Source organism: Cupriavidus sp. GW823-FHT07B10 (assembly GCF_058794355.1).
On record NZ_JBXAGS010000017.1, the window covers coordinates 1 to 25,893 of the forward strand.

The following is a 25,893-nucleotide window of genomic DNA, read 5'->3' on the forward strand; positions in this document are numbered from 1 at the left end:
TATGGCTTCCGTGATGACCACTACTTCTTCTTGAAGATCCGGGCGGCCTTCCCCGGAAATCGGTGAAGAACCAAAAATTGAGGTGGCGCATGGGGCTCGCACGGGTTACAATTTTTCCCACGGCACCCGTAGAAGCCGCATGAATGCTTGTGAAAAATTGAGCGTTCATGGGAAAAAAACGAGGCCGAAAGCGTTGATTCCAAAGGGGAAAATGGCGATTGATGCCGGGATTGAGATTCCTGTCGTCGTGGGTTCGAGTCCCATCAGCCACCCCAAAGCATTTCCCAGAACGGCGCCTCGCGAGGGCGCCGTTCTGCATTTCCCGGGGGCGGTATGTCTGTTCGAGCGGCAGCGGTTGGCGTAGCGATGGCAGCCATGGTGGCAGGGTGTGCCACCGGCACTTCTGAAAAGGACATTCGCGCGCGTGCGCCGATGCGCTTGTTCACGCCCGCCAAGATGGGTGAGGTTGCGAAATGCCTGCGCAACAATCTGGGCGATGACGCCGCGGTCGTCAACTATCCGGCGAAGAGCCAGACCGAGATCCGCATCGGCCAGACCACGTCTGGCGGTGAATACCAATATGCCTATCTGATTTCGCTGACGGCGAAGCCGGATGGTACGGCGCTGGAGCTGCGCAAGAGCGATACGTGGTTCCCGCAGCTGACGCCGACGGAGCTGGAAGCCGAAGCCAAGGCGTGTGCGCCGCGTAGCTGAGGACGGCGCCCGCAGCTGCTCGGAGACAGCCGGCAGATTTCAGGCGGCCAGCTTTTCGGCGGTTTCGAGTTCAAGCATGCGGCAGATCGCCGCCATGCTGCCGACCATGGTGCGGCGCTGCGTACCCTGGTAGACGCGTACGCCCTTGCTCTGGCGGAACGGCACGGGCTTGACCGGGCGACGGGCGGCGACTTGGTGGATTTGCGGCATGGTGGCACCTCTTTTAGGCAAAGCGGGGTCAACACCCGGCAAGCCGGGCGGCGTCTGCAAAGCAATGGAAGCGGGTGGGCCCGCGCAGGCGGTTGGCCTGCGGTGCCCGGCTAGAAGCCGGAAGATCGGATCAGCCCGACGGCGATGCCTTCCAGCGAGAACTCCTCGCCAGGCTCCACGATGATGTTGGTGAAGTCCGGGTTTTCTGCGATCAGTTCGATATGGCCACCGCGCCGCTGCAGGCGCTTGACGGTCACGTCATCACCCAGGCGCGCCACCACGATCTTGCCGTTGGCGGCTTCGCTGGCGCGGCGCACGGCCAGCAGGTCGCCGTCGAGGATGCCGGCATCGCGCATGCTCAGGCCGCGCACTCGCAGCAGGTAATCGGGGCGTTCGTCGAAGACCGAGGCGTCGACCTGGTACTGGCGGTCGATATGCTCGGCGGCGAGTATCGGGCTGCCGGCAGCAACGCGGCCCACCAGCGGCAGCGTCAGCTGCATCACGCCGGCCATCGGCAACGAAAACTGGTCGGGCATTTCCGAATCGCTGCGTGCCACCTTCAGGCGGATGCCGCGTGAAGCGCCCGGGGTCAGTTCGATCACGCCCTTGCGTGCCAGCGCCCTCAGGTGTTCTTCCGCGGCATTGGGCGAGGAGAAGCCAAACTCTGCGGCGATTTCGGCGCGCGTGGGCGGAAAGCCGGTGCGGCGGATCGTGTTGCGGATCAGATCGAAAATCTGCTGCTGCCGGGGTGTCAGGGTCGCCATGGGATCGCCGTTCCGTGCGGGGCCGCGGGGTTTCGGGTAAGAGGATCGGTCGATCCTTTATCCTGCATCCGTCTGACCGGGCACTGTATGTTTAAACAGTATGCTGTGATTTTATACAGTATCGGCCTGAGCGCAAGCAGAATTTTTGGGGCGTGTCTCATGGACGGAATGCGGATCACCGGCGAGAGCCGCGGCGAGGCGGGGCGCGCCCGTTACAATCGGCATTCCTGCCTTTCCACTTTCTTTGCACGCTCCATGACCCAATTGCCTCGCATCGTCGTACTGGCCACCGGCGGCACCATTGCTGGCGCGGCTGGAAACTCTGCCAGCAGCGCACGCTACCAGGCGGCGACCGTGCCGGTGTCGTCGTTGCTGGCAGCGGTGCCCGCGCTGCAGTCGGCGGCTCGCATCGAGGCCGAGCAGGTGGCCCAGGTCGACAGCAAGGACATGACCTTCACGCTCTGGCAAACGCTGGCGGCGCGGGTTGAGCACTGGTCCGCGCAGCCCGACGTGGCTGGCATCGTGATCACCCACGGCACCGATACGCTGGAAGAAACTGCGATGGCGCTGCACCTGACGCAATCGTGTCCGGTGCCCGTGGTGATGACAGCGGCAATGCGGCCGTCGACGTCGCTGTCGGCCGATGGGCCGCTGAACCTGCTGGATGCGGTGCGCGTGGCCGCTCATCCCGATGCGCGCGGCAAGGGTGTGCTGGTGGTGCTGAACCAGCAGATCCACGCTGCGCGGGATGTGGCCAAGGCCCACACATCGGCGGTGGACGCCTTTGTCTCGGCCTGCGGGCCGCTGGGTTTCGTGCAGGACGACTACGTGCGCTTCGCCCGCGCGCCACGCGCGGCCTGGGTGATCGGGCCGATGCCGGCGGCGTGGCCGATGGTGGAGATCGTGGCGAGCTACGCGCAGCCGGGCAGGGTGGCAGTGGATGCGCTGGTCCGCGCGGGTGTAGCCGGGCTGGTGGTGGCTGCCGCCGGCAATGGCTCGGTGCATGAGGTGCTGGCCGGGGCGCTGGCCGATGCCGCTGCCGCGGGGGTGGCCGTGGTGCGCAGTTCCCGCACCGGGGCCGGCCATGTGGCGATTCCGCCCCAGCTCAGCCCGACGGATGGAGCTTTTGTTTCCGCAACGGACCTCAATCCCTATAAGGCGCGCGTGCTGCTGGCCCTGGCGCTGGCAGCCGACTCAGGCCTGGCGCGGGATCCGGCAAGGCTGCAGGCCGTGTTTGCCAACGCCTGATTTGCCTGTGTACTGATTTGCCTGTGTAATCAGCGGCTTGCGCACTTGCCGCCATGCGCGCTATAATGTAAGGCTATTCAACCTTGCCACACCGGACTCGTGACGCCCGGGTGGCTAATCCAAAAGGAGCGTCAATGCGTCATTACGAAATCGTCTTCATCGTCCATCCGGACCAGAGCGAACAAGTGCCGGCCATGATCGAGCGCTACAAGCAGCTCGTGACCTCGCAGAACGGCAACGTTCACCGCGTGGAAGACTGGGGCCGTCGCCAGATGGCTTACATGATCCAGAAGCTGGCCAAGGCTCACTACGTTTGCCTGAACATCGAATGCGGCAAGGAAACGCTGGCTGAACTGGAACACGCGTTCAAGTTCAACGACGCCGTCCTGCGCCACCTGATCGTGCAGACCAAGAAGGCCGAGACCGCACCTTCGCCGATGATGAAGGAAGTGCAGCGCGAAGAAGCCCGCAAGGCCGCGCAAACGACCACCGAAGGCCAGGCCGCCTGAGTGCGGACTGCGGTGCGCGCCATGGCTGACAGCGTCGGCCACGGCAGCATGGATTGCAACCAGCAAGAGGTCCCGCGTTGAACCAGCTTCGGCTTGCCGCCACCCTGGCGGAACGCGATGCCCTGCGCTATACCCCGGCCGGGGTCCCCGTCGTGAACTGCATCCTGCAGTACAGCGGCGAGGCCGTCGAGGCGCAAACGCCGCGGCAGGTCGAGTTTGCAATCTCAGCGATGGGGGTCGGACAGGTTGGCCAGCGTCTGGAGCGCTTACCGCTCGGCACGCTGCTCGACTGCGAAGGATTCCTGGCCCGCAGGCACCGCAACAGCAAGGCTCTCGTCTTTCACATCACTGGATGTAAAGCATTCGAAAAGGATTGAATCATGGCATTCGTCAAACGTGACAACAAGAACAAGAAGCGCTTCCAGCAACAGAACCCGCTGTTCAAGCGCAAGCGCTTCTGCCGCTTCACCGTGGCTGGCGTGGAACAGATCGACTACAAGGATCTGGACACCCTGAAGGACTTCATCGGCGACAACGGCAAGATCACGCCCGCCCGCCTGACCGGTACCAAGGCTCACTATCAGCGTCAGCTGGATACGGCCATCAAGCGTGCGCGTTTCCTCGCGCTGATGCCGTACACCGACCTGCACAAGAACTGATCAGGCCATAGGTCCGTTAAGGAGAGAATACGATGCAAATTATTCTGCTGGAAAAAGTCATCAACCTGGGCAACCTGGGTGACATCGTCAAGGTGAAGGACGGTTACGCCCGTAACTTCCTGATCCCGGGCAAGAAGGCCCGCCGTGCTACGCAAACCGCGATCGCCGAATTCGAAGTCAAGCGCGCCGAGCTGGAAAAGGCCGCTGCCGAGAAGCTGGCCGCCGCGCAAGCCGAAGGCGAGAAGCTGAGCGGCCTGAGCGTCCAGATCAGCCAGAAGTCGGGTGTGGACGGCCGCCTGTTCGGTTCCGTGACCAATGCCGACATCGCTGAAGCCCTGGCTGGCCAAGGCTTCAAGCTGGAAAAGGCCCAGGTTCGCATGCCGAACGGTCCGCTGAAGATGGTGGGCGACCACCCGGTCAGCGTTGCGCTGCACACGGACGTCGTGGTCGACGTGACCGTGTCGGTCGTGGGTGAGAGCGTCTAAGGACGTGCCGCCTTGCCGGCGCGCTGCGCCGGCTGAAGCACCGCAAGCAAAAAAGGCAGGAGCCCCGGCTCCTGCCTTTTTTTGTTGCCCGCTTGTCTTTGCCTGCCCGGTCGCCAAATGTCCGGCGAAGTGCGTCCTCCCGCCGTTATAATGCCTCCCCATGAACGCGCCCGTCGCCGACCCCCAACTCGAGAACCTCAAAGTCCCGCCGCATTCCATCGAAGCCGAGCAATCGGTGCTGGGTGGCCTGCTGCTGGACAACGCCGCCTGGGACCGCATTGCGGACTTCATTTCCGAGGCGGATTTCTATCGTTTTGACCACCGGATGATCTTCCAGAGCATCGCCCGGTTGATCTCGGCCACCAAGCCGGCCGACGTGATCACGGTCTATGAAATGCTGCAGGTCGCCGGCAAGGCCGAGGAGGTGGGCGGGCTGGCCTACCTGAATTCGCTGGCGCAGAACACGCCCAGCGCGGCCAATATCCGCCGCTACGCGGAGATCGTGCGTGAGCGCTCGGTGCTGCGCAAGCTGGTGACGGCGGCCGACGATATCGCCTCGGCCGCGTTCGCGCCCAAGGGCCGCGAGGTGCGCGAGCTGCTGGATGAGGCCGAGTCCAAGGTTTTTGCGATTGCCGAAGAAGGCTCGCGCGGCCAGAAGGGTTTCCAGGAAATCCAGCCGCTGCTGACCCAGGTGGTCGAGCGCATCGACGAGCTGTACCACCGCGATTCCACCACCGACGTCACCGGCGTGCCGACCGGCTTCATCGACCTGGACAAGATGACCAGCGGCATGCAGCCGGGCGACCTGATCATCGTGGCCGGCCGCCCGTCGATGGGCAAGACCGCGTTCTCGCTGAACATCGGCGAGCATGTGGCAGTGGAGCAGGGCCTGCCGGTGGCAGTGTTCTCGATGGAAATGGCGGGCACCCAGCTGGCCATGCGTATGCTCGGCTCGGTAGGCCGCCTCGACCAGCACCGGCTGCGCACTGGCCGCCTGCTGGATGAAGACTGGCCGCGGCTGACGCATGCGATCCAGCGCATGAACGACACCCAGCTGTTCATCGACGAAACCCCGGCGCTGAACCCGATGGAGCTGCGTGCCCGTTCGCGGCGCCTGGCGCGCCAGTGCGGGCAGCTTGGCCTGATCATCATCGATTACCTCCAGCTGATGTCAGGTTCGGGCGGCGGCGAGAACCGCGCCACGGAGATTTCAGAAATCTCCCGTTCGCTCAAGGGTCTGGCCAAGGAACTCAACTGTCCGGTGATTGCACTGTCGCAGCTGAACCGAAGCCTGGAACAGCGTCCCAACAAGCGTCCGGTGATGTCCGACCTGCGCGAATCCGGCGCTATCGAACAGGATGCCGACGTGATCCTGTTCATCTACCGCGACGAAGTCTATAACGCAGACTCCCAGGACAAGGGCACGGCCGAGATCATTATCGGCAAGCAGCGTAACGGCCCGATCGGCACGGTGCGCCTGACCTTCCTGGGCCAGTTCACCAAGTTCGACAACTTCAGCGGCGGCCCGGCTTTCTTCGACAACGATACCTGACGAAGTCAAGCCAGCCTGCAATCGTCCGTGCGGCGCCGTCTTGTTTGCGCCAAATTCGCGGGCAATGTCCCAGTAACCCTGTAAAATATTGCGCTTTGATGACAGTCGCCACCCGCGACTGTCATGCAACGCGTCCGCTCAATCCTGCAACACAATCAGCAGCGTCACCACGCTGCCACAAGGAACATTCCATGTTCGGCCGATTCATGCCCACGGAGGGCAAGTTCTTCGAATATTTCAACCAGCATGCCGACTGCGCGGTGACCGCCGCCCATGAGCTCCAGGCACTGGTCAACGACTTGCCCAACGCCGAGGCCCATGCCCGCCGCGTCCAGGCCACTGAAAAGAAGGCCGACCGGATCACGCACGACACCATCGACCTGCTGCACAAGACCTTCATCACGCCGCTGGATCGCGACGAGATCCACAAGCTCATCACGACCATGGACGACATCCTGGATCTGATGGAAGACGTGGCCGAGACTATCTCGCTGTACGACGTGACCAACCTGACCGACGAAGCGCTGCGCCTGGCGGCCATCTGCGTGCAGTGCTGCGACCAGGTCAAGATCGCGGTGGGCCTGCTCGAGGACATGGGCAATGCCAGCACCATCCTGAAGACCGCCCAGCAGATCGACCAGCTTGAATCTGAAGCCGACCGCGTGATGCGCTCGGCGATGTCCAAGCTGTTCCGCGACGAGACCGACGTCAAGCGCCTGATCAAGCTGAAGGCCATCTACGAACAGCTCGAGACGATCACCGACAAGTGCGAGGACGTCGCCAACATCATCGAAGGCATCGTCCTGGAAAACGCCTGAGGCGGCAATCGGCATGCAGACCATACAAATGAGCCTGTGGGTGATCGCCTTGCTGGTGGCGCTCGCGCTGCTGTTCGACTTCATGAACGGCTTCCACGACGCGGCCAACTCGATCGCCACGGTGGTGTCCACCGGCGTGCTCAAGCCGCACCATGCGGTGGCAATGGCGGCGATGTGCAACGTCGTCGCAATCTTTGTCTTTCACCTGAAGGTGGCGGCCACGGTGGGGACCGGCACCATCGACGTCAATATCGTCGACCACTACGTGATATTCGGGGCCCTGGTCGGGGCGATCGCCTGGAACGTCATCACCTGGTATTACGGCATCCCGTCGTCGTCGTCGCATGCGCTGATCGGCGGGCTGGTGGGTGCGGCGGTGGCCAAGGCCGGCACGGGCGCGCTGGTGGGCAGCGGCCTGCTGAAGACCGTGGCGTTCATCCTGGTCTCGCCGTTGCTGGGCTTCCTGCTCGGTTCGCTGATGATGGTGATGGTGGGCTGGACCTTCTTCCGCACGCCGCCGTCGCGGGTGGACCGCTGGTTCCGCCGGCTGCAGCTGGTTTCGGCCTCGCTGTACAGCCTGGGCCACGGCGGCAATGACGCGCAGAAGACCATCGGCATCATCTGGATGCTGCTGATTGCCAGCGGCCATGTGGTCGCCGGCGGCCAGCCGCCGACCTGGGTGATCGTCAGCTGCTACGTGGCCATCGGCATGGGCACGCTGTTCGGCGGCTGGCGGATCGTGCGCACCATGGGCCAGAAGATCACCAAGCTCAAGCCGGTCGGCGGCTTCTGCGCCGAGACGGGCGGGGCGATTACGCTGTTCTTTGCCTCGGCGCTGGGCGTGCCGGTATCGACCACGCATACCATCACCGGCGCCATCGTCGGCGTCGGCTCGGCGCAGAAGATGTCGGCGGTGCGCTGGGGCGTGGCCGGCAATATCGTCTGGGCCTGGGTGCTGACGATCCCGGCGTCGGCCTTCATGGCGGCGATCGCATGGTGGATCGGGCGGCATATCCTGTAAGGCAGGGGCCGCCGTACCAACAAGAAGCCAGGCTGATGCCTGGCTTTTTGTTTGGGCGCTTCACTGGTTGGCGAAGGCCGCGATGGGATCGTCGTCTACCCCAAGCGGTGCCGGGGCCGGCGCGGGCTCAGGCAGCGGTGGCGCGGCCGGGGCTGCCACCGGCGCGGGCGGCTGGTTGACCGCCGCGACCACGCGGCGCGCGCCGTTGTAGCGCGAGGCCCAGTAAGGCTTGCCCATGTCTTCGAGACGGACCGTGCCGCCGGACGACGGTGCATGGACAAAGCGGTTCTGTCCGACGTAGATGCCCACGTGCGAATTGGCGCGGCCGGTGGTGTTGAAGAACACCAGGTCGCCGGATGCCACTTCGCTGCGGTCCAGCGAGCTGCCGCGGACGCCCATCGCCTCGGTGGTGCGCGGCAGGTTTACATTGGCCGCGCGCGACACCACGTAGCGCACCAGCCCGCTGCAGTCGAAGCCGGAGTCCGGTGTATTGCCGCCGTAGCGATAGGGTGTGCCGACCAGGGACATCGCCTGGATCGAAATCTCTTCCAGTCCGGCGCTGGGATCGATCATGGGCTTGCCCGGCGTGCGCGGCAGGCCGGCGTGGCGCGAAGGCGGGGAACTGGCGCAGGCTGCCAGCAGCAGGGCGGTGGCGCAGAGCAGCGGCAGCCGGACCTGGGCAAGCAGGCCCTGCGCACGCAATGGATGGGTAGGGATTCGGGTACGGCGCAATGGCATCCTGGGTTTCCGGTCGCCGGCCTGCCGGCGCACCGGAAGCCTTGCCGCTACCAGCGTAGCTGGGCGTTGCGCGTACCGGTGCTGACCTTGATGGACTTGGCCTGGCCCTTGTAACTGGCCTCGATATTGTAGCTGCCTTCGGGCGCACGTATCAGGCAGCGCGGGCCGGCGGCGCGGAAGCTGGCGACTTCCTGCCCGTCGCGCATCAGCCTGACCGCCACGTCCGACAGGAATTCACCGTTCGCACCCTGGGTGAACAGGATGCCCATGTTGAAGTCCTTTTCCTTCGCGGCCAGCGCCTGGCGCTCGTCCTCGGCGACACCGCCGCAGACGTAGCTGACCGGGCCCATGGTGCGGATCACCATTTCTTCGGCGGCGGCATGGGCCGGGCGCCAGCTGGCGGCCAGCGCCATGCCGGCGGCTGCCAGCATGGCCAGTGCAAGGCGCTGCCTGTGCTGGCTGCGGGCGACGGCAGGCGCATGCCCGCCGGGCAGATGCTGGGTATTCATCGACGCCTCCAGTGGGGATGCGGGGCAACGGCAAACATGGGGCCATCATAGCCCCAAAGTGCTTGCCGTTGACGACGGCGCTCAGGCGCTGCGGGCGCGCCCCGCCACCGGCAGGGCGCGCCCGCAGGTTGCCGGTGTCAGAGCACGTCGCCGGCGTGGTCGGCCAGGCGCGAGCGTTCGCCGCGCGCCAGCGTGATATGGCCGCTGTGGCTCCAGCCCTTGAAGCGGTCGACCACGTAGGTCAGGCCCGACGAACCCTCGGTCAGGTACGGCGTGTCGATCTGCGCGATATTGCCCAGGCAGATGATCTTGGTACCCGGGCCCGCGCGCGTCACCAGCGTCTTCATCTGCTTGGGCGTCAGGTTCTGTGCCTCGTCGATGATGACGAACTTGTTGACGAAGGTGCGCCCGCGCATGAAGTTCATGCTCTTGACCTTGATGCGCGACCGGATCAGCTCCTGCGTGGCGGCGCGTCCCCAGTCGCCGGCGCTGTCGTCGCTCTTCTGCAGCACCTCGAGGTTGTCGTCGAACGCGCCCATCCAGGGCTGCATCTTCTCTTCCTCGGTGCCGGGCAGGAAGCCGATGTCTTCGCCCACCGGCACCGTCGCGCGCGTGACGATGATCTCGTTGTACTGCTTCTGGTCCAGCACCTGTTCCAGCCCGGCTGCCAGCGCCAGCAGGGTCTTGCCGGTGCCGGCCTGGCCGAGCAGCGTGACGAAGTCGATGTCCGGGTTCATCAGCAGGTTGAGCGCGAAGTTCTGCTCGCGGTTGCGGGCGGTCACGCTCCACACATTGTTCTTGTGGTGCGTGTAGTCCTTGAGGGTCTGCAGCAGCGCGGTCTTGCCGTTGATCTCCTTGACCTGCGCGTACAGCGGCAGGCTGCCGTCGACCGGTTCCAGGTAGACGAACTGGTTGACCAGGAACGACGGCACCAGCGGCCCGGTGAGCCGGTAGAACATGGCGCCTGACTTCGGGTCCTGCCAGCTTTCCACGCCCTTGCCGTGCCTGGTCCAGAAGTCGCCGGGCAGCTGCAGCACGCCGGCATAGAGCAGGTCCTTGTCTTCCAGGACCTGGTCGTTGAAGTAGTCTTCGGCCGGCAGGCCCAGTGCGCGCGCCTTGATGCGCATGTTGATGTCTTTCGACACCAGCACGACCTGGCGCTCGGGGTACTGCTGCTGCAGCGCGCTGACCACGCCCAGGATCTGGTTGTCGGCCTTGCCCTGCGGCAGGCCTTCAGGCAGCTTGATGTCGTTCAGGCGCGTCTGGAAGAACAGCTTGCCCTGCGCGTCGCGGTTGCCCAGCTTGGCCAGCGGCAGGCCTTCGTCGAGCACGCCGTCGGTGCCGCCCACCAGCGAATCGAGCGTGCGGCTGACCATGCGCGCGTTGCGCGCGACTTCGCTCATGCCCTTCTTGTGGTTGTCCAGCTCTTCGAGCGTCATCATCGGCAGATAGATGTCGTGTTCCTCGAAGCGGAACAGCGAGGCCGGGTCGTGCATCAGCACGTTGGTGTCGAGCACGAACAGCTTGCTCGGGCCTTCGGACTTGCGGGCGCGGCGCGTGGGGCCGGTGGACGGCTTGACCAGGCTGACCGGTGCGGCATTGACGGCAGGCGTCGATACGGCCGGGGTCTCGGTGCTGCGGGCACGGGTGCCACCGGCGGCGCGGGCCTGGACCTCAGGCACCTCGGTGTCGCCGGTTTCCAGCAATGCCACGCGCTCGAGCGCCGGCACAGGTTTCTTGCCCTGTGTGGCGGCTTTGGCCTTGGGCACCGCGGAGACCGGAGCAAACTCGCTCGGATCCAGCAATTGGGCAGGCTTGGCGGGCATGGTAGGCAGCGGCATGCTTGGCTTTCCTTTCAGGGGGACAAGAAGGGGGCGAGGGTGTCCGTGCCGCGACGCCGCGATACGTCGGAGACGGCGTGGCGGCCGATGGCCGGGGCATGCATGCGCGAGGCTCCCGGCGCGGACAGGCATGAGGACAGACGCGGTTGCAAACAAAAAAGCCGCCATGCCTGCATAACAGGATTGGCGGCTCTTTTGCGGACTGCCGACACGGCAGGTCCGCTACCGGCCTGTGGCGCGAACCGCCTGGGCCGGGGAGTCGAAACAGCGTGGCATCCGGAATCTGAACTCATTACGGGCCAATGTATCCGAAGGTTTTGGGTTTGGCAATTGGGTTTGCCAACGGCGTGTTGCGACACAGCACGGCCGGGCTGGCGTCCGTGTCGTGGCAAGGCCGATACCGACGTGATACCTCAGAGCCCGCGCACGATTTCCAGGACTTCGTCAACATGGTTCGGCACCTTGATGCCGCGCAGCTCGTGGCGCAGGATGCCCTTGCCGTCGATGATGAAGGTGCTGCGCTCGATGCCCCGGTGCTCCTTGCCATAGAGCTTTTTCAGCTTGATGACATCGAACAGCGTGCACACGGCTTCGTCGGCGTCGGAGATCAGCTCGAAGGGCAGCTCAAGCTTGGCCTTGAAGTTCTCGTGCGAGCGGATGCTGTCGCGCGAGATGCCGAACACCTGCACGCCGGCCTTTTGGAAGTCCTCATACTGGTCGCGGAAGTTCATGGCCTCCGTGGTGCAACCCGGCGTGTTGTCCTTCGGGTAGAAGTACAGCACCACCGTCTTGCCGCGGCAGTCGGCAAGGCGGAAGGTGGCGTCGCCGGTCATCGGCGCGCTGAAGTCGGGTACGGCCTTGTTCAGACTGACGGTCATGCTTGTGGCTCCTGGGGGAGGGGCAGGGGATCGGGAGAATCGGGTGAGGGGGCTGCCACCTTGGCGGGGCAGATTGGGGCGCCCTGCCGGACTTCAAGCGTGGCGCCGGCTCAACTTTTGCAAAGATCAGGCGGCTTCCGCTTCGAGCAGCAGCACTGCCGCCACCTTGCGGCCTTCCGCCATCAGGATGTTGTAGGTGCGGCAGGCGGCCTGCAGGTCCATGGCGTCCACCCCGACATGGCGGCGCGACAGCGACGCGGTCAGGCGCGGGTGCGGGAAGCGCAGCCGCGAGCCGGTGCCGAGCAGCACCACTTCGGGGCCGAGTTCCACCAGTTGCTCGAAATGCGCAGGCTCCAGGTCTTCGAAGCGGCTGACCGGCCAGGGCCGGACCTCGCCCTCGGGCATGACCAGGACCGAGTTGGTGTGACGGACGAGGTTGATCTCGATGTAGCCCGGCCCGTAGGCCGTGACGGTATTGAGCGATTGGGGCTGGTCGGCGTGGAGTTTCACTTGGAGGCCTCTGCGGCGGCCGCCACGGGCTGGCGGGCCGGCCCGTGGGGCGGATGGCCGGCACCCCGGGCGGGTACGGTGTGGGCGACAGGATGGACGACAGTGCGCAGGCGCCTGGCGTGTGCGCGGCAAGCGCACGCTGCAATGCAAGAATCCCTGCCGAAGTCTGTCATAATCCGATAAATTATAGCTTTTGCCTCCCTGTCTGCCACGTTCGCGTTGCATTGCAGCGGACGTCGCCCCGGCGCGGGGCTTCCGCACGGGGCTTCGGCATTAATTCAGATTCGCCCAGATTCCCTGTCCGGTGCCGCCGACGCGGCACGCTACGCTTGCCCGACATCGCCGTGAAACCCATCCAGAAATCCAACAAACTCAATAACGTTTGCTACGACATCCGCGGGCCGGTGCTGGAAAAGGCCAAGCAGATGGAGGAAGAAGGGCACAAGATCATCAAGCTGAATATCGGCAACCTGGCCGTGTTCGGCTTTGACGCGCCGGAAGAGATTCAGCAGGACATGATGCGAAACCTGCCGAATTCGGCAGGTTATTCTGATTCCAAGGGCATTTTCGCCGCACGCAAGGCGATCATGCACTATACCCAGCAAAAAAATATCGAAGGCGTTGGCCTGGACGATATTTATGTGGGCAACGGTGCCTCCGAACTGATCGTGATGGCCGTCAACGCGCTGCTCAATGCCGGCGACGAAGTGCTGGTGCCGGCGCCGGACTACCCGCTGTGGACCGCCGCGGTGAGCCTCTCGGGCGGCACGCCGGTGCACTATATCTGCGACGAGTCCAACGACTGGATGCCCGATCCGGCCGATATCCGCGCCCGCATCACGCCGCATACCAAGGCCATCGTCATCATCAACCCGAACAACCCCACCGGGGCGCTGTATTCGGACGAACTGCTGCTCGAGATCGTCGCCATCGCGCGCGAGCACGGCCTGATCATCTATGCCGACGAGATCTACGACAAGGTCCTGTACGACGGCCACACCCACACCTCGATCGCCTCGCTCTCGACCGATGTGCTGACCGTGACCTTCAACGGCCTGTCGAAGAACTACCGCTCATGCGGCTACCGCGCCGGCTGGATGGTGGTGTCGGGCGACAAGCGCCCGGCCATCGACTATATCGAAGGCCTGAACATGCTGTCGTCGATGCGCCTGTGCGCCAACGTTCCGGGCCAGTGGGCGATCCAGACCGCGCTGGGCGGCTACCAGAGCATCAACGACCTGGTCAATGAAGGCGGACGCCTGCGCCGCCAGCGCGACCTGGCCTACGAGCTGATCACCGCGATCCCGGGTGTTACCTGCGTCAAGCCCAAGGCGGCACTGTACCTGTTCCCCAAGCTCGACCTGTCGATGTACCCGGTGCAGGACGACCAGGAGTTCATCTACGAACTGCTGCAGGAGTCCAAGGTGCTGCTGGTGCAGGGCTCGGGCTTCAACTGGGCCAAGCCCGATCATTTCCGCATCGTGTTCCTGCCGCACGAGGAAGACCTGCGCGAGGCCATCGGCCGCATCGCGCGCTTCCTCGAGGCGTACCGAAAACGCCACGGCAAGGCAGCGGCCTGATTTCGCGGGCCGCGCCGCAATTCATCCTTAGCAACTCAGAAGATTGTCCATGAACCCCATCAAAGTTGGCCTGCTCGGCATCGGTACCGTCGGTAGCGGCACGTTCAACGTGCTCAAGCGCAATCAGGAAGAAATTCGCCGCCGCGCCGGCCGCGGCATCGAGATTGCCATCGTGGCCGATCTCAACACCGAACGCGCGCGCGAACTGACCAACGGGGAAGTGGAGATCGTCAGCGATGCCAACGAGGTGGTCAACCGCCCCGACATCGACATCGTCATCGAACTGATCGGCGGCTACGGCATCGCGCGCGAGCTGGTGCTCAAGGCGATCGAGAACGGCAAGCACGTGGTCACCGCCAACAAGGCGCTGCTGGCCGTGCACGGCAACGAGATCTTCGAAGCCGCGCGCCGCAAGGGTGTGATCGTGGCATTCGAGGCTGCCGTCGCCGGCGGCATCCCCATCATCAAGGCGCTGCGCGAAGGCCTGACCGCCAACCGCATCCAGTGGATCGCCGGCATCATCAACGGCACCACCAACTTCATCCTGTCCGAGATGCGCGACAAGGGCCTCGATTTCGACGTGGTGCTGAAGGAAGCCCAGCAGCTCGGCTACGCCGAAGCCGACCCGACCTTCGACATCGAAGGCGTCGATGCCGCGCACAAGGTCACGCTGATGAGCGCGATCGCCTTCGGCATGCCGGTGCAGTTCGACAAGGCCCACGTGGAAGGCATCACCAAGCTGTCAGCCATCGACATCAAGTACGCCGAGGAACTGGGCTACCGCATCAAGCTGCTGGGCATCACCCGCCGCCGCGACGACGGTGTCGAGCTGCGCGTGCATCCGACGCTGGTGCCGGCCTCGCGCCTGATCGCCAACGTCGAAGGCGCGATGAACGCGGTGCTGGTGCAGGGCGACGCCGTGGGCGCGACGCTCTACTACGGCAAGGGTGCCGGCGCCGAGCCGACCGCCTCGGCCGTGATCGCTGACCTGGTCGACGTGACCCGCCTGCACACCGCCGATCCCAACCACCGCGTGCCGCACCTGGCGTTCCAGCCGGACGAGCTGTCGAGCGTGCCGGTGCTGCCGATCGAAGAGATCAACAGCTCGTACTACCTGCGCATGCGCGTGGCCGACGAGACCGGCGTGCTGGCCGAGATCACCCGCATCCTGGCCGAGGGCGGCATCTCGATCGACGCCATGCTGCAGAAGGAATCGCGCGAGGGCGAGCCGCAGACCGACATCATCATCCTCACGCACATCACGCGCGAGAAGCACGTCAACGCGGCGATCGCCAAGATCGAGGCGCTGCCCACCGTGCTGTCCGCCGTGACGCGCCTGCGCATGGAAGAACTGAACTAAGGGCCGGACCTGCTGATTCACATGAAATACCAGTCGACCCGCGGCCATGAGATGCCGCAATCGTTTTCCGAGATCCTGCTGGGCGGCCTGGCGCCGGACGGCGGGCTGTACCTGCCTACCCAGTACCCGCAAGTCACCGCCGACGAACTGGAGGCCTGGCGCAAGCTGTCGTATGCCGACCTGGCCTACGAGATCCTGCGCAAGTTCTGCGACGATATTCCTGCCGAGGACCTGCGCGCGCTGACGCGCAAGACCTATACGCCCGAGGTGTACTGCAACGCGCGCGAGGGCGACAACACCGCCGACATCACGCCGCTGCGCACGCTCGGCGAGGAAGGTGGCACCAGGCTGCAACTGCTGGGCCTGTCCAACGGCCCGACGCTGGCCTTCAAGGACATGGCGATGCAGTTGCTCGGCAACCTGTTCGAGTACGCGCTGGGCCGCGCCGGGCAGGAGCTGAACATCCTGGGCGCGACTTCCGGCGATACCGGCAGCGCGGCAGAATACGCCATGCGCGGCAAGCGCGGCATCCGCGTGTTCATGCTGAGCCCGCACCGCAAGATGAGCGCGTTCCAGACCGCGCAGATGTTCAGCCTGCAGGACGCCAACATCTTCAACCTTGCCGTCGAAGGCGTGTTCGACGATTGCCAGGACATCGTCAAGGCGGTCTCCAACGACCTCGACTACAAGGCGCGCCAGAAGATCGGCACGGTCAACTCGATCAACTGGGCACGCGTGGTGGCCCAGGTGGTGTACTACTTCAAGGGCTGGCTGCTGGCCACCAGCGGCCCCGGCCAGAAGGTGTCGTTCTGCGTGCCGTCGGGCAACTTCGGCAACGTCTGCGCCGGCCATATCGCGCGCATGATGGGCCTGCCGATCGACAAGCTGGTAGTGGCCACCAACGAGAACGACGTGCTCGACGAGTTCTTCCGCACCGGTGCCTACCGCGTGCGCAAGTCGGCCGAGACGTACCACACCTCGAGCCCGAGCATGGATATTTCCAAGGCCTCGAACTTCGAGCGCTTCGTGTTCGACCTGCTCGGCCAGGACGCCGGCAAGCTGGTGGCGCTGTTCCGCGACGTGGACGAGAAGGGCGGCTTCGACCTGTCGGGCACGCCGGAATTCGACCGCATCCGCGAGTTCGGCTTTGTCTCGGGCCGCAGCACGCACGACGACCGCGTAGCGACCATCCGCGACCTGTCTTCGCGCTACGACATCACCATCGATACCCACACCGCCGATGGCGTCAAGGTGGCGCGCGAGCATCTCAGCGCCGGCGTGCCGATGGTGGTGCTGGAAACCGCGCTGCCGGCCAAGTTTGCCGACACTATCCGCGAAGCGCTCGGCCACGAGCCGGAGCGCCCCGCAAAGTTCGAGGGCATCGAGAGCCTGCCGCAGCGCTTTGAAGTGATGCCGGCCGACGCCGCACAGGTCAAGGCCTATATCGCCGGCCACACCGGCCTGTAAGCGCGCGGGCGCGTGCAGCCCGCTGCGGCGCTGCCGCATGCCGGGCCCGCGCCAACTCGCTACAATCAGGCTGCGGGCCCGATCTTCGGCCCCCGGATTGCCTGCCCCAACCAAGTGGGTGCCGGCAATGCGCGGGCCGTTTTTCGTGGGCCAACACTTTCTCACATCGCACCATGACCCAAGCCGCAGCACCTTCCCGCCCCCCGATGCTGACCATGGCCCAGGCGCTCGACGCGCTGCTCGGCGCCGCCCGTCCGCTGGCGCAGCTTGAATCCATCGACACGCTCCACGCCAACGGCCGCGTGCTGGCCGCGCCCGTGACCAGCACGCTGCGCGTGCCGCCGGCAGACAATACCTCGATGGACGGCTACGCCATGCGCGCGGGCGATGTGCCCGCTGCCGGCACGCGGCTGCGCGTGTCGCAACGGATTCCCGCCGGCCATGTCGGCACCGCGCTGGAACCCGGCACCGCCGCGCGCATCTTCACCGGCGGGCTGATCCCGCCGGGCGCCGACGCCGTGGTGATGCAGGAGCAATGCACCGCCGAGGGCGAGGACGTGATCGTCAACCACGTGCCGCAATCCGGTGAATGGGTGCGGCGCGCGGGCGAGGATATCGAGGCCGGCAGCGTGATCCTGCCGGCCGGCACGCGGCTGACGCCGCAGGCGCTGGGGCTGGCCGCATCGGTCGGCCAGGCGAAGCTGGACGTGGTGCGGCGCGTGCGCGTCGCCGTGTTCTTCACCGGCGATGAACTGGCGATGCCGGGCGAGCCGCTCAAGCCGGGCGCCATCTACAACTCCAACCGCTTCACCCTGCGCGGCCTGCTGGAAAACCTGGGCTGCGAGGTCAGCGACTTCGGCATCGTTCCCGACACGCTGGCCGCCACGCGCGAGACGCTGCGCCGCGCGGCGCAGGGACACGACCTGATCATCACCTCGGGCGGCGTTTCGGTCGGCGAGGAAGACCATATCAAGCCCGCGGTCGAGGCCGAGGGGCGGCTCGACATGTGGCAGATCGCGATCAAGCCGGGCAAGCCGCTGGCGTTCGGGCAGGTCAACAACGATGCCGGGCCGGCGTTCTTCCTCGGTTTGCCGGGCAACCCGGTGTCCAGCTTCGTGACCTTCCTGCTGTTCGTGCGCCCGTTCATCCTGCGCCTGCAGGGCGTGGCCGGCGTGACGCCGCGGCGCCTGCCGCTGCGCGCGGACTTCGAACTGAACAAGGGCGACCGCCGCAATGAGTTCCTGCGCGCGCGCATCAATGCCGAGGGCGGCCTGGACCTGTTCCCCAACCAGAGCTCGGGCGTGCTGACCTCCACCGTCTGGGGCGACGGCCTGATCGACAATCCGCCCAACCAGCCGATCGCGCGCGGCGATACCGTGCAGTTCATTCCGTTTGACGGCCTGCTCGCATAGCCGGCCAGCGTTACCAGGACACAGAAGCTGTGATGACCATCGAACTCCGATTCTTTGCCAGCGTGCGCGAGCAGCTGGGCGTGGCCGAAGAGCGCGCCGAGGTGCCGGCCGAGGTGCGCACCGTGGGCGAACTGCGCCACTGGCTGATTCAGCGCGGCGGCCCCTGGGCCGAAGCTCTGGCCGAAGGCCGCGCGCTGCGCATGGCCGTCGACCATGCGGTGGCGCGCCCCGATACGGCGATTGCCGACGGCTGTGAAGTCGCCTTTTTCCCACCAGTGACCGGAGGCTGAGATGAGCGTCAGGGTGCAGCGTGAGGATTTCGATCTCGGCGCGGAAGTCGCTGCGCTGCGTGCCGGCAATCCGGCGGTCGGCGCGGTGGCCAGCTTTATCGGCACGGTGCGCGATGTCAGCGACGGCAGCGCGGTCAGCGCGATGGAGCTTGAGCACTATCCGGGCATGACCGAGAAGGCGCTGGCGCAGATCGAAGCGGCTGCGTGCGCGCGCTGGGCGCTGCTGGGCGTGACCATCATCCACCGCGTCGGGCCGATGCAGCCGCTGGACCAGATCGTGATGGTCGCGGTGGCGTCGGCGCATCGCGGCAATGCCTTTGCCGCGTGCGAGTTCATCATGGACTACCTCAAGTCCGAAGCGCCGTTCTGGAAGAAGGAAGACACCCCGGAAGGGGCGCGCTGGGTCGACGCCCGCGTGACCGACGAAGCCGCCCTCCAGCGCTGGGGGATCGCATCGTTCAATGCCAGCGGCGACGATGCTGGCGCACCACCGGAGAAGCAGGGCGGGAGCCAGCCCTGATGGGGCCGCTCGGCTTTGTCGCCGTGGGCGTAGGCGCCGCGGCGGGTGCGTGGCTGCGCTGGGGCTTTGCGGTGCTGTGGAACGCGATCAATCCCGCGCTGCCCTATGGCACGCTGGCGGCCAACCTGCTGGGCGGCTACCTGGTCGGCCTGGCGGTCGGGTTCTTCGATACGCACGCGGGCCTGCCGCCGGAATGGCGCCTACTGGCCATCACCGGCTTCCTTGGCGGACTGACCACGTTCTCGACCTTCTCCAGCGAGGTGGTGGCGAACCTGATTGCCGGCGACTATGGCTGGGCGGGGCTGCACCTGCTGCTGCACCTGGGCGGCTCACTGCTGCTGACCGCGTTCGGCCTCTGGACTTACCGCCTGCTGGCCTGACGCGGCCCGGGCGATCAGGCCCAGCAGCGCGGCATTGAATGCCTGCGGCTGCTCCATGTGCGGGCTGTGGCCGGCGCCGGCCACCACGCTGAATCCCGCTCCGGGCCGCAGTGCCAGCGTGGCGGTGCCCACCGCGGGCGCATAGAGCCGGCTGGCTTCCCCGTACAAGTGGAACAGCGGCAGCCCGGCACCGCGCAATGTCTCCCGGAAATCCTGGCGCGCCATGTCTTCCCATAAAGCGGCAAGCGCCCACGCATCGCACTGGCCCGCCATGTGCGCGATGCGCTGCATTGCGGCGCCTTCCGGGCGCCTTCCCGCCGACCACATTCCCAGCGCGACTGACGGCGCCAGCCGGGGCCAGTCGGCCCGGATACGGGCCGCCATCTGCGCGGCGTGCGCAATCTCATAGTGGCCGTGCAGGCCATGCGGCCAGGCCGCATCGGTCACCAGCCTCGGTGTCATGTCGATGCTGCCGACCGCTGCCAGCGGAAGACCCGGATGGTCGCGCAGCAGCGCCCATGCCACCATCGCCCCCATCGACCAGCCAGCCACCACCACGTCTGTCAGCCCGAGGTGCGCAACCAGTCCGGCGACGTCGCGCGCCAGCGCCGTGATCGTGGTGCCGTCGCGCTCGCGCGACAGGCCGTGGCCGGCATGGTCGGGCGCGATCACGCGGAATCCCGCCAGTGCGAGCGCCCGCTGGCCGTCGAAGGCCTCGCCGGTGACGGACCAGCCGTGCAGCAACAGCAGCGGCCGTCCCTGGCCGGTTTCGCGCCAGCCTGGCAAGGCGCCGCGTGCCGGGTGGCTGGCGAACGGCGGCGAAGCGGGGCCGGCAGGTGCCGAATCGGGAGCGTCCAACGACGGTTCTCTCCTGGCAGGAGGGTAAAGGGCAGCGGCCTGGATGCCACCGGGTGAGGGTGCCTCTCTATTGACATCCACGGTGGGCAATTTATACGATGAAACATGAATCAGCTATCAGGTTTTGCCTGAGTGGCGATTCCCGGCGCAGGCAGGCGCGGAGGAGGCACCTGCCTGCGCCGGCATGACATGAAGCGGCTGGCATTCCAATGACAAGGCGCGCAGCGCCACCGGAGACAAGATGTCCCAGACCGACACGGGCGCACCGCCCGAAACCGGCGCAACCCGCGAACCCGGCCATGCCGGCGGCATCTGCCCGCCCAAGACCGCGCGCGGGCAGAAGACGCGCGAGGCGCTGCTGCGCGCGGCCGAGAAGGTGTTCGGTGAGAAAGGCTATTACGCCGCGTCGATCTCCGAGATCACGCAGGAAGCCAAGGTCGCGATGGGCACTTTCTACCTGTATTTCAAGGACAAGGAGGACATCTTCCGCGCGCTGGTCGCGCACATGCTGGAACTGGTGCGCGCCCACCTGCGCAAGCACGTTGCCGCCGCGGCCACCCAGATGGAAGCCGAGCGCCTGGGCCTGAAGGCATTTCTCTCTTTCGTTTCGCGCCACAAGAACCTGTACCGGATCGTGCTGGATTCGTACTCGGTGGACGAGACCATCTACAGCAGCTATTTCCAGGTGTTTGCCGAGCTCTACAGCCGGCGCCTGACGCGCGCCGAGGAGCAGGGCGAGATCGTGCCCGGCGATGCCGAGGTGCGCGCCTGGTGCCTGATCGGCATCAGCAACTTCCTGGGCATGCGCTATGCGCGCTGGAAGCGCCCGCCTTCGATGGAGAAGGTGGTCGACACCGCCTTCGACCTGATCTCGCACGGCCTGCAGCCGCGATGAACGCTGACGCAGAACCCCTGGTGCAGTGGGAGCGCGCCGTCGATGGCGTGGCGCTGCTGCGCCTGAACCGGCCGCAGCGGCACAACAGCCTGGTGCCCGAGTTGCTGGAAGCGCTGCTCGCCGCGCTGGACGAGATTGAAGCCGACCCGGCGATCCATGCCGTGGTGCTGACGCATGCCGGGAAAAATTTCTCCACCGGCGGCGATGTCGCGGCATTCGCTGCGCAGGGCGACGCGATAGCCAGCTACGCCGACCGGCTGCTGGCACTGCTGAACCGTTCGATCCTGCGCCTGGCAGCGCTGCGCTGCCCGGTGGTGGCGGCCGTGGAGGGCTGGCTGACGGGCGGCTCGCTGGGTTTGGTGCTGGCGTGCGACATGGCGGTGCTGGCGCGGGATGCGCGCATCGCGCCGTACTACACGGTGGTTGGCTTCAGCCCGGACGGCGGCTGGACCGCGATGCTGCCGCAGCTGGTCGGCACGCCGCGGGCGCGCGCGTGGCAGCTGAACAATACGATCGTCGCCGCGCCGGAGGCAGAGGCACTTGGCCTGGCCACCGCGCTGGCCGCACCGGGTTCGGCCGAGGCCGATGCCGCGACGCTGGCGCGCGGCGTCATGCGCAAGGTGCCGGGCAGCGTGGCCCGCACGCGCGCGCTGTTGCGCTGGGACGCCGACACCCTGGCGGCCGGCCTTGAGCGGGAGCGCGCGGCCTTTGTCGCACAGATCGCCAGTGCCGAGACCGCCGACGGCATGCGGCGCTTCCTGGCAGGGCGCGCGCGCGAATAGTCTGTAGAGCTTTCCCAGGCAGTTGCAGCAGGTTTCATCCAGACAAACACAAACGAGACCGAACACAGGAGACAGCAATGCAACGCAACCCACTCGCCGTACGTGCCCTGGTCATGGCCGCCGGCCTGCTTGCCGCCGGCACCGCGCTGGCCAAGGACATCCGCATCGCGCACGTCTATGACAAGACCGGCGCGCTCGAAGCCTACGCCAAGCAGACCCAGACCGGCCTGATGATGGGCCTGGAGTACGCCACCAACGGCACCATGACCGTCAACGGCAACAAGCTGGTGGTGATCGAGAAAGACACCCAGGGCAAGCCGGACGTGGCCAAGGCCCAGCTGGCCGCCGCCTACAGCGACGACCGCGCCGATATCGCGGTCGGCCCCACCTCTTCCGGCACCGCGCTGGCGATGCTGCCGGTGGCAGAGGAATACAAGAAGGTGCTGCTGGTCGAACCCGCGGTGGCCGACTCGATCACCGGCGACAAGTGGAACCGCTATATCTTCCGCACCGGCCGCAATTCGTCGCAGGACGCAATCTCCAACGCCGTGGCGCTGGACAAGCCGGGCGTGCAGATCGCCACGCTGGCGCAGGACTACGCTTTTGGCCGCGACGGCGTCAAGGCCTTCAAGGGCGCGCTGAAGAACGCCAGGATCGTGCACGAGGAATACCTGCCGACCAGTACCACGGACTTCACCGCAGGCGCGCAGCGGCTGTTTGATTCGCTCAAGGACAAGCCAGGCCGCAAGGTGATCTTCATTATCTGGGCCGGTGCCGGCAACCCGTTCAAGATCGCGGATCTGGATCCCAGGCGCTACGGCATCGAGATTGCCACCGGCGGCAACATCCTGCCGGCGATGGCCAGCTACAAGAACTTCCCGGGCATGGAAGGGGCCACGTACTACTACTTCGGCATCCCCAAGAACAAGGCCAATGAGTGGCTGGTGTCCAACCACTACAGCAAGTTCAAGGCGCCGCCCGACTTCTTCACGGCCGGCGGCATGACCGCGGGCATCGCGCTGGTCGAGGCGCTGAAGAAGACCAGCGGCGAGACCGGCACCGAGAAGCTGATCACGGCGATGGAAGGCATGTCATTCGACACCCCCAAGGGCAAGATGACCTTCCGCAAGGAAGACCACCAGGCCATGCAGTCGATGTACCACTTCAAGATCAAGGTGGATCCGGCCTTCGCCTGGGGCGTGCCTGAGCTCGTGCGCGAGATCAAGCCCGAAGAGATGGCCGTGCCCGTGCGCAACCACCGCTGATGAACGCGCCAGCCTCCTTCGCCCGGTCCGTGCCGGCGCCGTCGCAGCCGGCCGCCGGGCACGCCGGCGCGACTGCCGTCGGGGCGCAGCCGCTGCTGGAGACGCGCGGCCTGACCATCCGCTTTGGCGGCCACGTGGCCGTCAATGCGGTGTCGTGCGCGTTCCGGCCCGGCGAGCTGACCTGCATCGTCGGCCCAAACGGCGCCGGCAAGACCACGTATTTCAACCTGGTCTCGGGCCAGTTGCCGCCCACGGCCGGGCAGATCCTGCTGGATGGCGAGGACGTGACGCGCCTGCCGGTGTCGCAGAAGACGCGCCGCGGCATCGGCCGCGCCTTCCAGCTGACCAGCCTGTTCCCGCAACTGTCGGTGCTGGAGAACGTGCGCCTGGCGGTGCAGGCGCGCCAGCAGCGCGGCCTCGACCTGTTCTCGATGTGGACCAGCCACCGCGACGTGCAGGCGCAGGCCATGGCGATCCTGGAGCGCGTGGCGCTTGCCGGCAAGCGCCAGCTGACGGTGGCCTCGCTGCCGCACGGCGACCAGCGCAAGCTGGAGGTCGGCATCCTGCTGGCGCTGCAGCCGCGCGTGTTCATGTTCGACGAGCCCACCGCGGGCATGAGCGTTGATGAAGTGCCGGTGATCCTTGACCTGATCCGCGAGATCCGCCAGGACCGCAGCAAGACCGTGCTGCTGGTCGAACACAAGATGGACGTGGTGCGCTCGCTGGCCGACCGCATCATCGTGCTGCACAACGGCACCCTGGTGGCCGACGGTGACCCGGCCGAGGTGATCGCCTCGCCGGTGGTGCAGCAGGCTTACCTGGGCATGCCGGAAGAGGAGGGCAGCCATGGCTGACGCACAAGCAACCGGGCCGATCCTGCGGCTGCAGGGCGTGCAGACCCATATCGGTCCGTACCACATCCTGCACGGCGTGAGCTTCGAGGTGCCGCGTGGCGGCGTGACCATGCTGCTGGGGCGCAACGGTGCCGGCAAGACCACCACGCTGCGCACCATCATGGGCCTGTGGCAGGCCAGCGCGGGCACGGTGACCTTTGACGGCACCGACATCACGCGCCACAGTACGCCCGCGATCGCGCAGGCCGGCATTGCCTACGTGCCGGAGAACATGAGCGTGTTCTCCGACCTGACCGTGGCCGAGAACATGCGCCTGGCAGCGCGCACCGGCGCCATCGACGAGCGCCGGCTGGACTGGGTGTTCCGCATGTTCCCGGCGCTTAAGACCTTCTGGCAGCAGCGCGCCGGCGTGCTGTCGGGCGGGCAGAAGCAGATGCTGTCGGTGGCGCGCGCCATCATCGAGCCGCGCCAGCTGCTGATCGTCGACGAGCCCACCAAGGGCCTGGCGCCGGCCATCATCCAGAACATGATCCATGTGTTCCGCGAGCTCAAGCAGACCGAGGTGTCGATCCTGCTGGTGGAGCAGAACTTCCATATGGCGAAGTCGGTGGGGGATACGGTGGCGGTGATGGACGATGGGCGGACGGTGCACACGGGAACGATGGCGGCGCTGGCTGAAGACGAGTCTCTGCAGCAGAAGCTGCTGGGGCTGTCGCTGGCTGCGCACCAGTAAGGCGGGACAATACACATGACCACTTCAACGACTTTGCCGGCCGCCGCACCGTCGGACCTGCCCAAGGTGCGCCTCGACTGGACCCCGCTGGCGCTGGCGCCGCTGCTGATGCTGCTGGCCTATCCGCTGGTCGGCAGCCCGTCGACCTGGCTCACGCTGACCATTGCCGGCCTGGCGATGGGCATGATCATCTTCGTCGTCTCCTCCGGCCTGACGCTGGTGTTCGGCCTGATGGACGTGCTCAACTTCGGCCACGGCGCCTTTATCGCGCTGGGCGCCTACGTGGCGGCGTCGGTGCTGCTGCCGATGGCGGGCTGGGTCGAGGCCGACAGCCTGGCGCAGAACCTGGCCGTGTTTGCGCTGGCAATCGCGGCGGCCATGGTGGCCGCGGGCGCGGTCGGGCTGTTCTTCGAGCGCGTGGTGGTGCGCCCGGTTTACGGCCAGCACCTGAAGCAGATCCTGATCACGATGGGCGGCATGATCGTGGCCGAGCAGCTGATCAAGGCAATCTGGGGCCCCGAGACCATCGCGCTGCAGGTGCCCACCACTTTCCGCGGCGCGGTGCTGCTCGGCGATGCCGCCATCGAGAAATACCGGCTGATCGCGATGGCGCTGGGGCTGGTGATCTTTATCGCCATGCTGTTGCTGCTGAATCGCACCCGCATCGGCCTGCTGATCCGCGCCGGCGTGGAGAACCGCGAGATGGTCGAAGCGCTTGGCTACCGCGTGCGGCGCCTGTTTATCGGCGTGTTCGTCGCGGGTGCGGCGCTGGCGGGGCTGGGCGGGGTGCTGTGGGGGCTGTACCAGCAGAACATCACCGCGGCGATCGGTGCGCAGGTGAATGTGCTGATCTTTATCGTCATCATCATCGGCGGGCTGGGATCGACCACGGGCTGCTTTGTCGGTGCGCTGCTGGTGGGGCTGATGGCCAACTACACCGGTTTCCTGTTCCCAAAGGTGGCTCTGTTCTCCAACATCCTGCTGATGATGCTGGTGCTGCTGTGGCGCCCGCAGGGGCTGTTTCCGGTGGCGCGGCGCTGA

30 protein-coding genes are annotated in these 25,893 nt (G+C 65.9%); 22 read left to right on the top strand and 8 right to left on the bottom strand.

Annotation, left to right across the window (positions count from 1 at the left end):
* Window positions 1-366: 366 nt before the first annotated feature.
* On the top strand, window positions 367-714 hold the full coding sequence (locus tag AC1Q6V_RS26825; RefSeq protein WP_011615589.1) for a hypothetical protein: 348 nt from the start codon (window positions 367-369) through the stop codon (window positions 712-714).
* A gap of 39 nt (window positions 715-753) precedes the next feature.
* Here the strand turns inward: AC1Q6V_RS26825 and AC1Q6V_RS26830 are convergent, their stop codons facing one another.
* Window positions 754-924 (bottom strand): hypothetical protein, encoded by a 171-nt coding sequence (locus tag AC1Q6V_RS26830; RefSeq protein ID WP_010809510.1) that lies wholly within the window; start codon window positions 922-924, stop codon window positions 754-756.
* A 110-nt stretch (window positions 925-1,034) separates the two neighbouring features.
* Window positions 1,035-1,688: a transcriptional repressor LexA gene (gene lexA / locus AC1Q6V_RS26835; protein WP_013957143.1), complete on the bottom strand. Its 654-nt coding sequence runs from the start codon at window positions 1,686-1,688 to the stop codon at window positions 1,035-1,037.
* Window positions 1,689-1,943: 255 nt separating this feature from the next.
* Between lexA and AC1Q6V_RS26840 the strand changes: the two genes are divergently transcribed.
* The 8 genes from AC1Q6V_RS26840 (at window position 1,944) to AC1Q6V_RS26875 (ending at window position 7,980) form a co-directional block, all read left to right on the top strand.
* Window positions 1,944-2,936, top strand: a complete 993-nt coding sequence (locus AC1Q6V_RS26840) for an asparaginase (protein ID WP_037024100.1) — start codon at window positions 1,944-1,946, stop codon at window positions 2,934-2,936.
* Window positions 2,937-3,070: 134 nt separating this feature from the next.
* Complete coding sequence (rpsF, locus tag AC1Q6V_RS26845; protein ID WP_010809513.1) at window positions 3,071-3,445, top strand: 30S ribosomal protein S6; 375 nt, start codon at window positions 3,071-3,073, stop codon at window positions 3,443-3,445.
* A 77-nt stretch (window positions 3,446-3,522) separates the two neighbouring features.
* Complete coding sequence (priB, locus tag AC1Q6V_RS26850) at window positions 3,523-3,822, top strand: primosomal replication protein N (RefSeq protein ID WP_010809514.1); 300 nt, start codon at window positions 3,523-3,525, stop codon at window positions 3,820-3,822.
* Between the two features lie 3 nt (window positions 3,823-3,825).
* Complete coding sequence (gene rpsR, locus AC1Q6V_RS26855; RefSeq protein WP_006163606.1) at window positions 3,826-4,104, top strand: 30S ribosomal protein S18; 279 nt, start codon at window positions 3,826-3,828, stop codon at window positions 4,102-4,104.
* Window positions 4,105-4,136: 32 nt separating this feature from the next.
* Window positions 4,137-4,589, top strand: coding sequence for a 50S ribosomal protein L9 (gene rplI / locus AC1Q6V_RS26860; RefSeq protein ID WP_010809515.1), 453 nt, complete (start codon window positions 4,137-4,139; stop codon window positions 4,587-4,589).
* A gap of 160 nt (window positions 4,590-4,749) precedes the next feature.
* Window positions 4,750-6,141, top strand: a complete 1,392-nt coding sequence (locus AC1Q6V_RS26865; protein WP_010809516.1) for a replicative DNA helicase — start codon at window positions 4,750-4,752, stop codon at window positions 6,139-6,141.
* A gap of 191 nt (window positions 6,142-6,332) precedes the next feature.
* Window positions 6,333-6,959, top strand: a complete 627-nt coding sequence (locus AC1Q6V_RS26870) for a DUF47 domain-containing protein (protein ID WP_010809517.1) — start codon at window positions 6,333-6,335, stop codon at window positions 6,957-6,959.
* A 13-nt stretch (window positions 6,960-6,972) separates the two neighbouring features.
* Window positions 6,973-7,980 carry an inorganic phosphate transporter gene (locus tag AC1Q6V_RS26875; RefSeq protein WP_010809518.1) on the top strand — a complete coding sequence of 336 codons (1,008 nt, stop codon included), beginning with the start codon at window positions 6,973-6,975 and terminating at the stop codon, window positions 7,978-7,980.
* A gap of 60 nt (window positions 7,981-8,040) precedes the next feature.
* Here the strand turns inward: AC1Q6V_RS26875 and AC1Q6V_RS26880 are convergent, their stop codons facing one another.
* The 5 genes from AC1Q6V_RS26880 to AC1Q6V_RS26900 form a co-directional block, all read right to left on the bottom strand.
* Window positions 8,041-8,718, bottom strand: coding sequence for a C40 family peptidase (locus tag AC1Q6V_RS26880; protein WP_439670718.1), 678 nt, complete (start codon window positions 8,716-8,718; stop codon window positions 8,041-8,043).
* Between the two features lie 47 nt (window positions 8,719-8,765).
* Window positions 8,766-9,227, bottom strand: a complete 462-nt coding sequence (locus AC1Q6V_RS26885; protein ID WP_010809520.1) for a hypothetical protein — start codon at window positions 9,225-9,227, stop codon at window positions 8,766-8,768.
* Between the two features lie 137 nt (window positions 9,228-9,364).
* On the bottom strand, window positions 9,365-11,068 hold the full coding sequence (locus tag AC1Q6V_RS26890) for a PhoH family protein (RefSeq protein ID WP_010810471.1): 1,704 nt from the start codon (window positions 11,066-11,068) through the stop codon (window positions 9,365-9,367).
* A 413-nt stretch (window positions 11,069-11,481) separates the two neighbouring features.
* On the bottom strand, window positions 11,482-11,946 hold the full coding sequence (locus AC1Q6V_RS26895; RefSeq protein ID WP_439670717.1) for a peroxiredoxin: 465 nt from the start codon (window positions 11,944-11,946) through the stop codon (window positions 11,482-11,484).
* A 126-nt stretch (window positions 11,947-12,072) separates the two neighbouring features.
* A complete protein-coding gene (locus tag AC1Q6V_RS26900; RefSeq protein ID WP_010810473.1) occupies window positions 12,073-12,456 on the bottom strand; it encodes an Mth938-like domain-containing protein in 384 nt (127 codons plus the stop codon).
* A gap of 344 nt (window positions 12,457-12,800) precedes the next feature.
* On the opposite strand from AC1Q6V_RS26900, the gene AC1Q6V_RS26905 reads away from it, so the two are divergent.
* The 7 genes from AC1Q6V_RS26905 to crcB all read left to right on the top strand — a co-directional run bounded on the left by AC1Q6V_RS26905 (window position 12,801) and on the right by crcB (window position 19,465).
* Window positions 12,801-14,036, top strand: coding sequence for a pyridoxal phosphate-dependent aminotransferase (locus AC1Q6V_RS26905; protein WP_010810474.1), 1,236 nt, complete (start codon window positions 12,801-12,803; stop codon window positions 14,034-14,036).
* A 49-nt stretch (window positions 14,037-14,085) separates the two neighbouring features.
* Window positions 14,086-15,396: a homoserine dehydrogenase gene (locus AC1Q6V_RS26910; protein WP_010810475.1), complete on the top strand. Its 1,311-nt coding sequence runs from the start codon at window positions 14,086-14,088 to the stop codon at window positions 15,394-15,396.
* 21 nt (window positions 15,397-15,417) lie between these two features.
* Complete coding sequence (gene thrC, locus AC1Q6V_RS26915) at window positions 15,418-16,863, top strand: threonine synthase (RefSeq protein ID WP_439670715.1); 1,446 nt, start codon at window positions 15,418-15,420, stop codon at window positions 16,861-16,863.
* Window positions 16,864-17,036: 173 nt separating this feature from the next.
* Entirely contained in the window at window positions 17,037-18,275 is a 1,239-nt protein-coding gene (locus AC1Q6V_RS26920) for a molybdopterin molybdotransferase MoeA (RefSeq protein ID WP_037024094.1), read from the top strand.
* A 32-nt stretch (window positions 18,276-18,307) separates the two neighbouring features.
* Window positions 18,308-18,565 carry a molybdopterin converting factor subunit 1 gene (moaD, locus tag AC1Q6V_RS26925; protein ID WP_439670714.1) on the top strand — a complete coding sequence of 86 codons (258 nt, stop codon included), beginning with the start codon at window positions 18,308-18,310 and terminating at the stop codon, window positions 18,563-18,565.
* Window position 18,566: 1 nt separating this feature from the next.
* On the top strand, window positions 18,567-19,085 hold the full coding sequence (locus tag AC1Q6V_RS26930) for a molybdenum cofactor biosynthesis protein MoaE (RefSeq protein WP_011615581.1): 519 nt from the start codon (window positions 18,567-18,569) through the stop codon (window positions 19,083-19,085).
* Window positions 19,085-19,465 carry a fluoride efflux transporter CrcB gene (crcB, locus tag AC1Q6V_RS26935; RefSeq protein WP_010810480.1) on the top strand — a complete coding sequence of 127 codons (381 nt, stop codon included), beginning with the start codon at window positions 19,085-19,087 and terminating at the stop codon, window positions 19,463-19,465. Before AC1Q6V_RS26930 ends, crcB begins: the two co-directional genes overlap by 1 nt.
* On the opposite strand, the gene AC1Q6V_RS26940 is transcribed toward crcB, so the two are convergent.
* A complete protein-coding gene (locus AC1Q6V_RS26940; protein ID WP_010810481.1) occupies window positions 19,415-20,323 on the bottom strand; it encodes an alpha/beta fold hydrolase in 909 nt (302 codons plus the stop codon). The genes crcB and AC1Q6V_RS26940 overlap by 51 nt on opposite strands.
* 241 nt (window positions 20,324-20,564) lie before the next feature.
* Between AC1Q6V_RS26940 and AC1Q6V_RS26945 the strand changes: the two genes are divergently transcribed.
* The 6 genes from AC1Q6V_RS26945 to AC1Q6V_RS26970 all read left to right on the top strand — a co-directional run bounded on the left by AC1Q6V_RS26945 (window position 20,565) and on the right by AC1Q6V_RS26970 (window position 25,893).
* Window positions 20,565-21,218: a TetR/AcrR family transcriptional regulator gene (locus AC1Q6V_RS26945; RefSeq protein ID WP_010810482.1), complete on the top strand. Its 654-nt coding sequence runs from the start codon at window positions 20,565-20,567 to the stop codon at window positions 21,216-21,218.
* On the top strand, window positions 21,215-22,000 hold the full coding sequence (locus AC1Q6V_RS26950; RefSeq protein ID WP_439670713.1) for an enoyl-CoA hydratase/isomerase family protein: 786 nt from the start codon (window positions 21,215-21,217) through the stop codon (window positions 21,998-22,000). Before AC1Q6V_RS26945 ends, AC1Q6V_RS26950 begins: the two co-directional genes overlap by 4 nt.
* Window positions 22,001-22,077: 77 nt before the next feature.
* The gene (locus tag AC1Q6V_RS26955; protein WP_010810484.1) at window positions 22,078-23,265 is read left to right on the top strand and encodes a substrate-binding domain-containing protein; all 1,188 of its coding nucleotides are present in this window, start codon (window positions 22,078-22,080) and stop codon (window positions 23,263-23,265) included.
* Between the two features lie 92 nt (window positions 23,266-23,357).
* Window positions 23,358-24,119, top strand: coding sequence for an ABC transporter ATP-binding protein (locus AC1Q6V_RS26960; RefSeq protein WP_037024138.1), 762 nt, complete (start codon window positions 23,358-23,360; stop codon window positions 24,117-24,119).
* Window positions 24,112-24,852, top strand: a complete 741-nt coding sequence (locus AC1Q6V_RS26965) for an ABC transporter ATP-binding protein (RefSeq protein WP_011615577.1) — start codon at window positions 24,112-24,114, stop codon at window positions 24,850-24,852. Before AC1Q6V_RS26960 ends, AC1Q6V_RS26965 begins: the two co-directional genes overlap by 8 nt.
* A gap of 15 nt (window positions 24,853-24,867) precedes the next feature.
* Window positions 24,868-25,893, top strand: a complete 1,026-nt coding sequence (locus AC1Q6V_RS26970; RefSeq protein WP_010810487.1) for a branched-chain amino acid ABC transporter permease — start codon at window positions 24,868-24,870, stop codon at window positions 25,891-25,893.

Bases quoted from the DNA above. Each gene is read 5' to 3' on its own strand.
- AC1Q6V_RS26825 (WP_011615589.1), top strand. From the start codon at position 367: ATGGCAGCCATGGTGGCAGGGTGTGCCACCGGCACTTCTGAAAAGGAC.
- AC1Q6V_RS26830 (WP_010809510.1), bottom strand. From the start codon at position 924: ATGCCGCAAATCCACCAAGTCGCCGCCCGTCGCCCGGTCAAGCCCGTG.
- lexA (WP_013957143.1), bottom strand. From the start codon at position 1,688: ATGGCGACCCTGACACCCCGGCAGCAGCAGATTTTCGATCTGATCCGC.
- AC1Q6V_RS26840 (WP_037024100.1), top strand. From the start codon at position 1,944: ATGACCCAATTGCCTCGCATCGTCGTACTGGCCACCGGCGGCACCATT.
- rpsF (WP_010809513.1), top strand. From the start codon at position 3,071: ATGCGTCATTACGAAATCGTCTTCATCGTCCATCCGGACCAGAGCGAA.
- rpsR (WP_006163606.1), top strand. From the start codon at position 3,826: ATGGCATTCGTCAAACGTGACAACAAGAACAAGAAGCGCTTCCAGCAA.
- rplI (WP_010809515.1), top strand. From the start codon at position 4,137: ATGCAAATTATTCTGCTGGAAAAAGTCATCAACCTGGGCAACCTGGGT.
- AC1Q6V_RS26865 (WP_010809516.1), top strand. From the start codon at position 4,750: ATGAACGCGCCCGTCGCCGACCCCCAACTCGAGAACCTCAAAGTCCCG.
- AC1Q6V_RS26870 (WP_010809517.1), top strand. From the start codon at position 6,333: ATGTTCGGCCGATTCATGCCCACGGAGGGCAAGTTCTTCGAATATTTC.
- AC1Q6V_RS26875 (WP_010809518.1), top strand. From the start codon at position 6,973: ATGCAGACCATACAAATGAGCCTGTGGGTGATCGCCTTGCTGGTGGCG.
- AC1Q6V_RS26880 (WP_439670718.1), bottom strand. From the start codon at position 8,718: ATGCCATTGCGCCGTACCCGAATCCCTACCCATCCATTGCGTGCGCAG.
- AC1Q6V_RS26885 (WP_010809520.1), bottom strand. From the start codon at position 9,227: ATGAATACCCAGCATCTGCCCGGCGGGCATGCGCCTGCCGTCGCCCGC.
- AC1Q6V_RS26890 (WP_010810471.1), bottom strand. From the start codon at position 11,068: ATGCCGCTGCCTACCATGCCCGCCAAGCCTGCCCAATTGCTGGATCCG.
- AC1Q6V_RS26895 (WP_439670717.1), bottom strand. From the start codon at position 11,946: ATGACCGTCAGTCTGAACAAGGCCGTACCCGACTTCAGCGCGCCGATG.
- AC1Q6V_RS26910 (WP_010810475.1), top strand. From the start codon at position 14,086: ATGAACCCCATCAAAGTTGGCCTGCTCGGCATCGGTACCGTCGGTAGC.
- thrC (WP_439670715.1), top strand. From the start codon at position 15,418: ATGAAATACCAGTCGACCCGCGGCCATGAGATGCCGCAATCGTTTTCC.
- AC1Q6V_RS26920 (WP_037024094.1), top strand. From the start codon at position 17,037: ATGACCCAAGCCGCAGCACCTTCCCGCCCCCCGATGCTGACCATGGCC.
- moaD (WP_439670714.1), top strand. From the start codon at position 18,308: ATGACCATCGAACTCCGATTCTTTGCCAGCGTGCGCGAGCAGCTGGGC.
- AC1Q6V_RS26930 (WP_011615581.1), top strand. From the start codon at position 18,567: ATGAGCGTCAGGGTGCAGCGTGAGGATTTCGATCTCGGCGCGGAAGTC.
- crcB (WP_010810480.1), top strand. From the start codon at position 19,085: ATGGGGCCGCTCGGCTTTGTCGCCGTGGGCGTAGGCGCCGCGGCGGGT.
- AC1Q6V_RS26945 (WP_010810482.1), top strand. From the start codon at position 20,565: ATGTCCCAGACCGACACGGGCGCACCGCCCGAAACCGGCGCAACCCGC.
- AC1Q6V_RS26950 (WP_439670713.1), top strand. From the start codon at position 21,215: ATGAACGCTGACGCAGAACCCCTGGTGCAGTGGGAGCGCGCCGTCGAT.
- AC1Q6V_RS26955 (WP_010810484.1), top strand. From the start codon at position 22,078: ATGCAACGCAACCCACTCGCCGTACGTGCCCTGGTCATGGCCGCCGGC.
- AC1Q6V_RS26965 (WP_011615577.1), top strand. From the start codon at position 24,112: ATGGCTGACGCACAAGCAACCGGGCCGATCCTGCGGCTGCAGGGCGTG.
- AC1Q6V_RS26970 (WP_010810487.1), top strand. From the start codon at position 24,868: ATGACCACTTCAACGACTTTGCCGGCCGCCGCACCGTCGGACCTGCCC.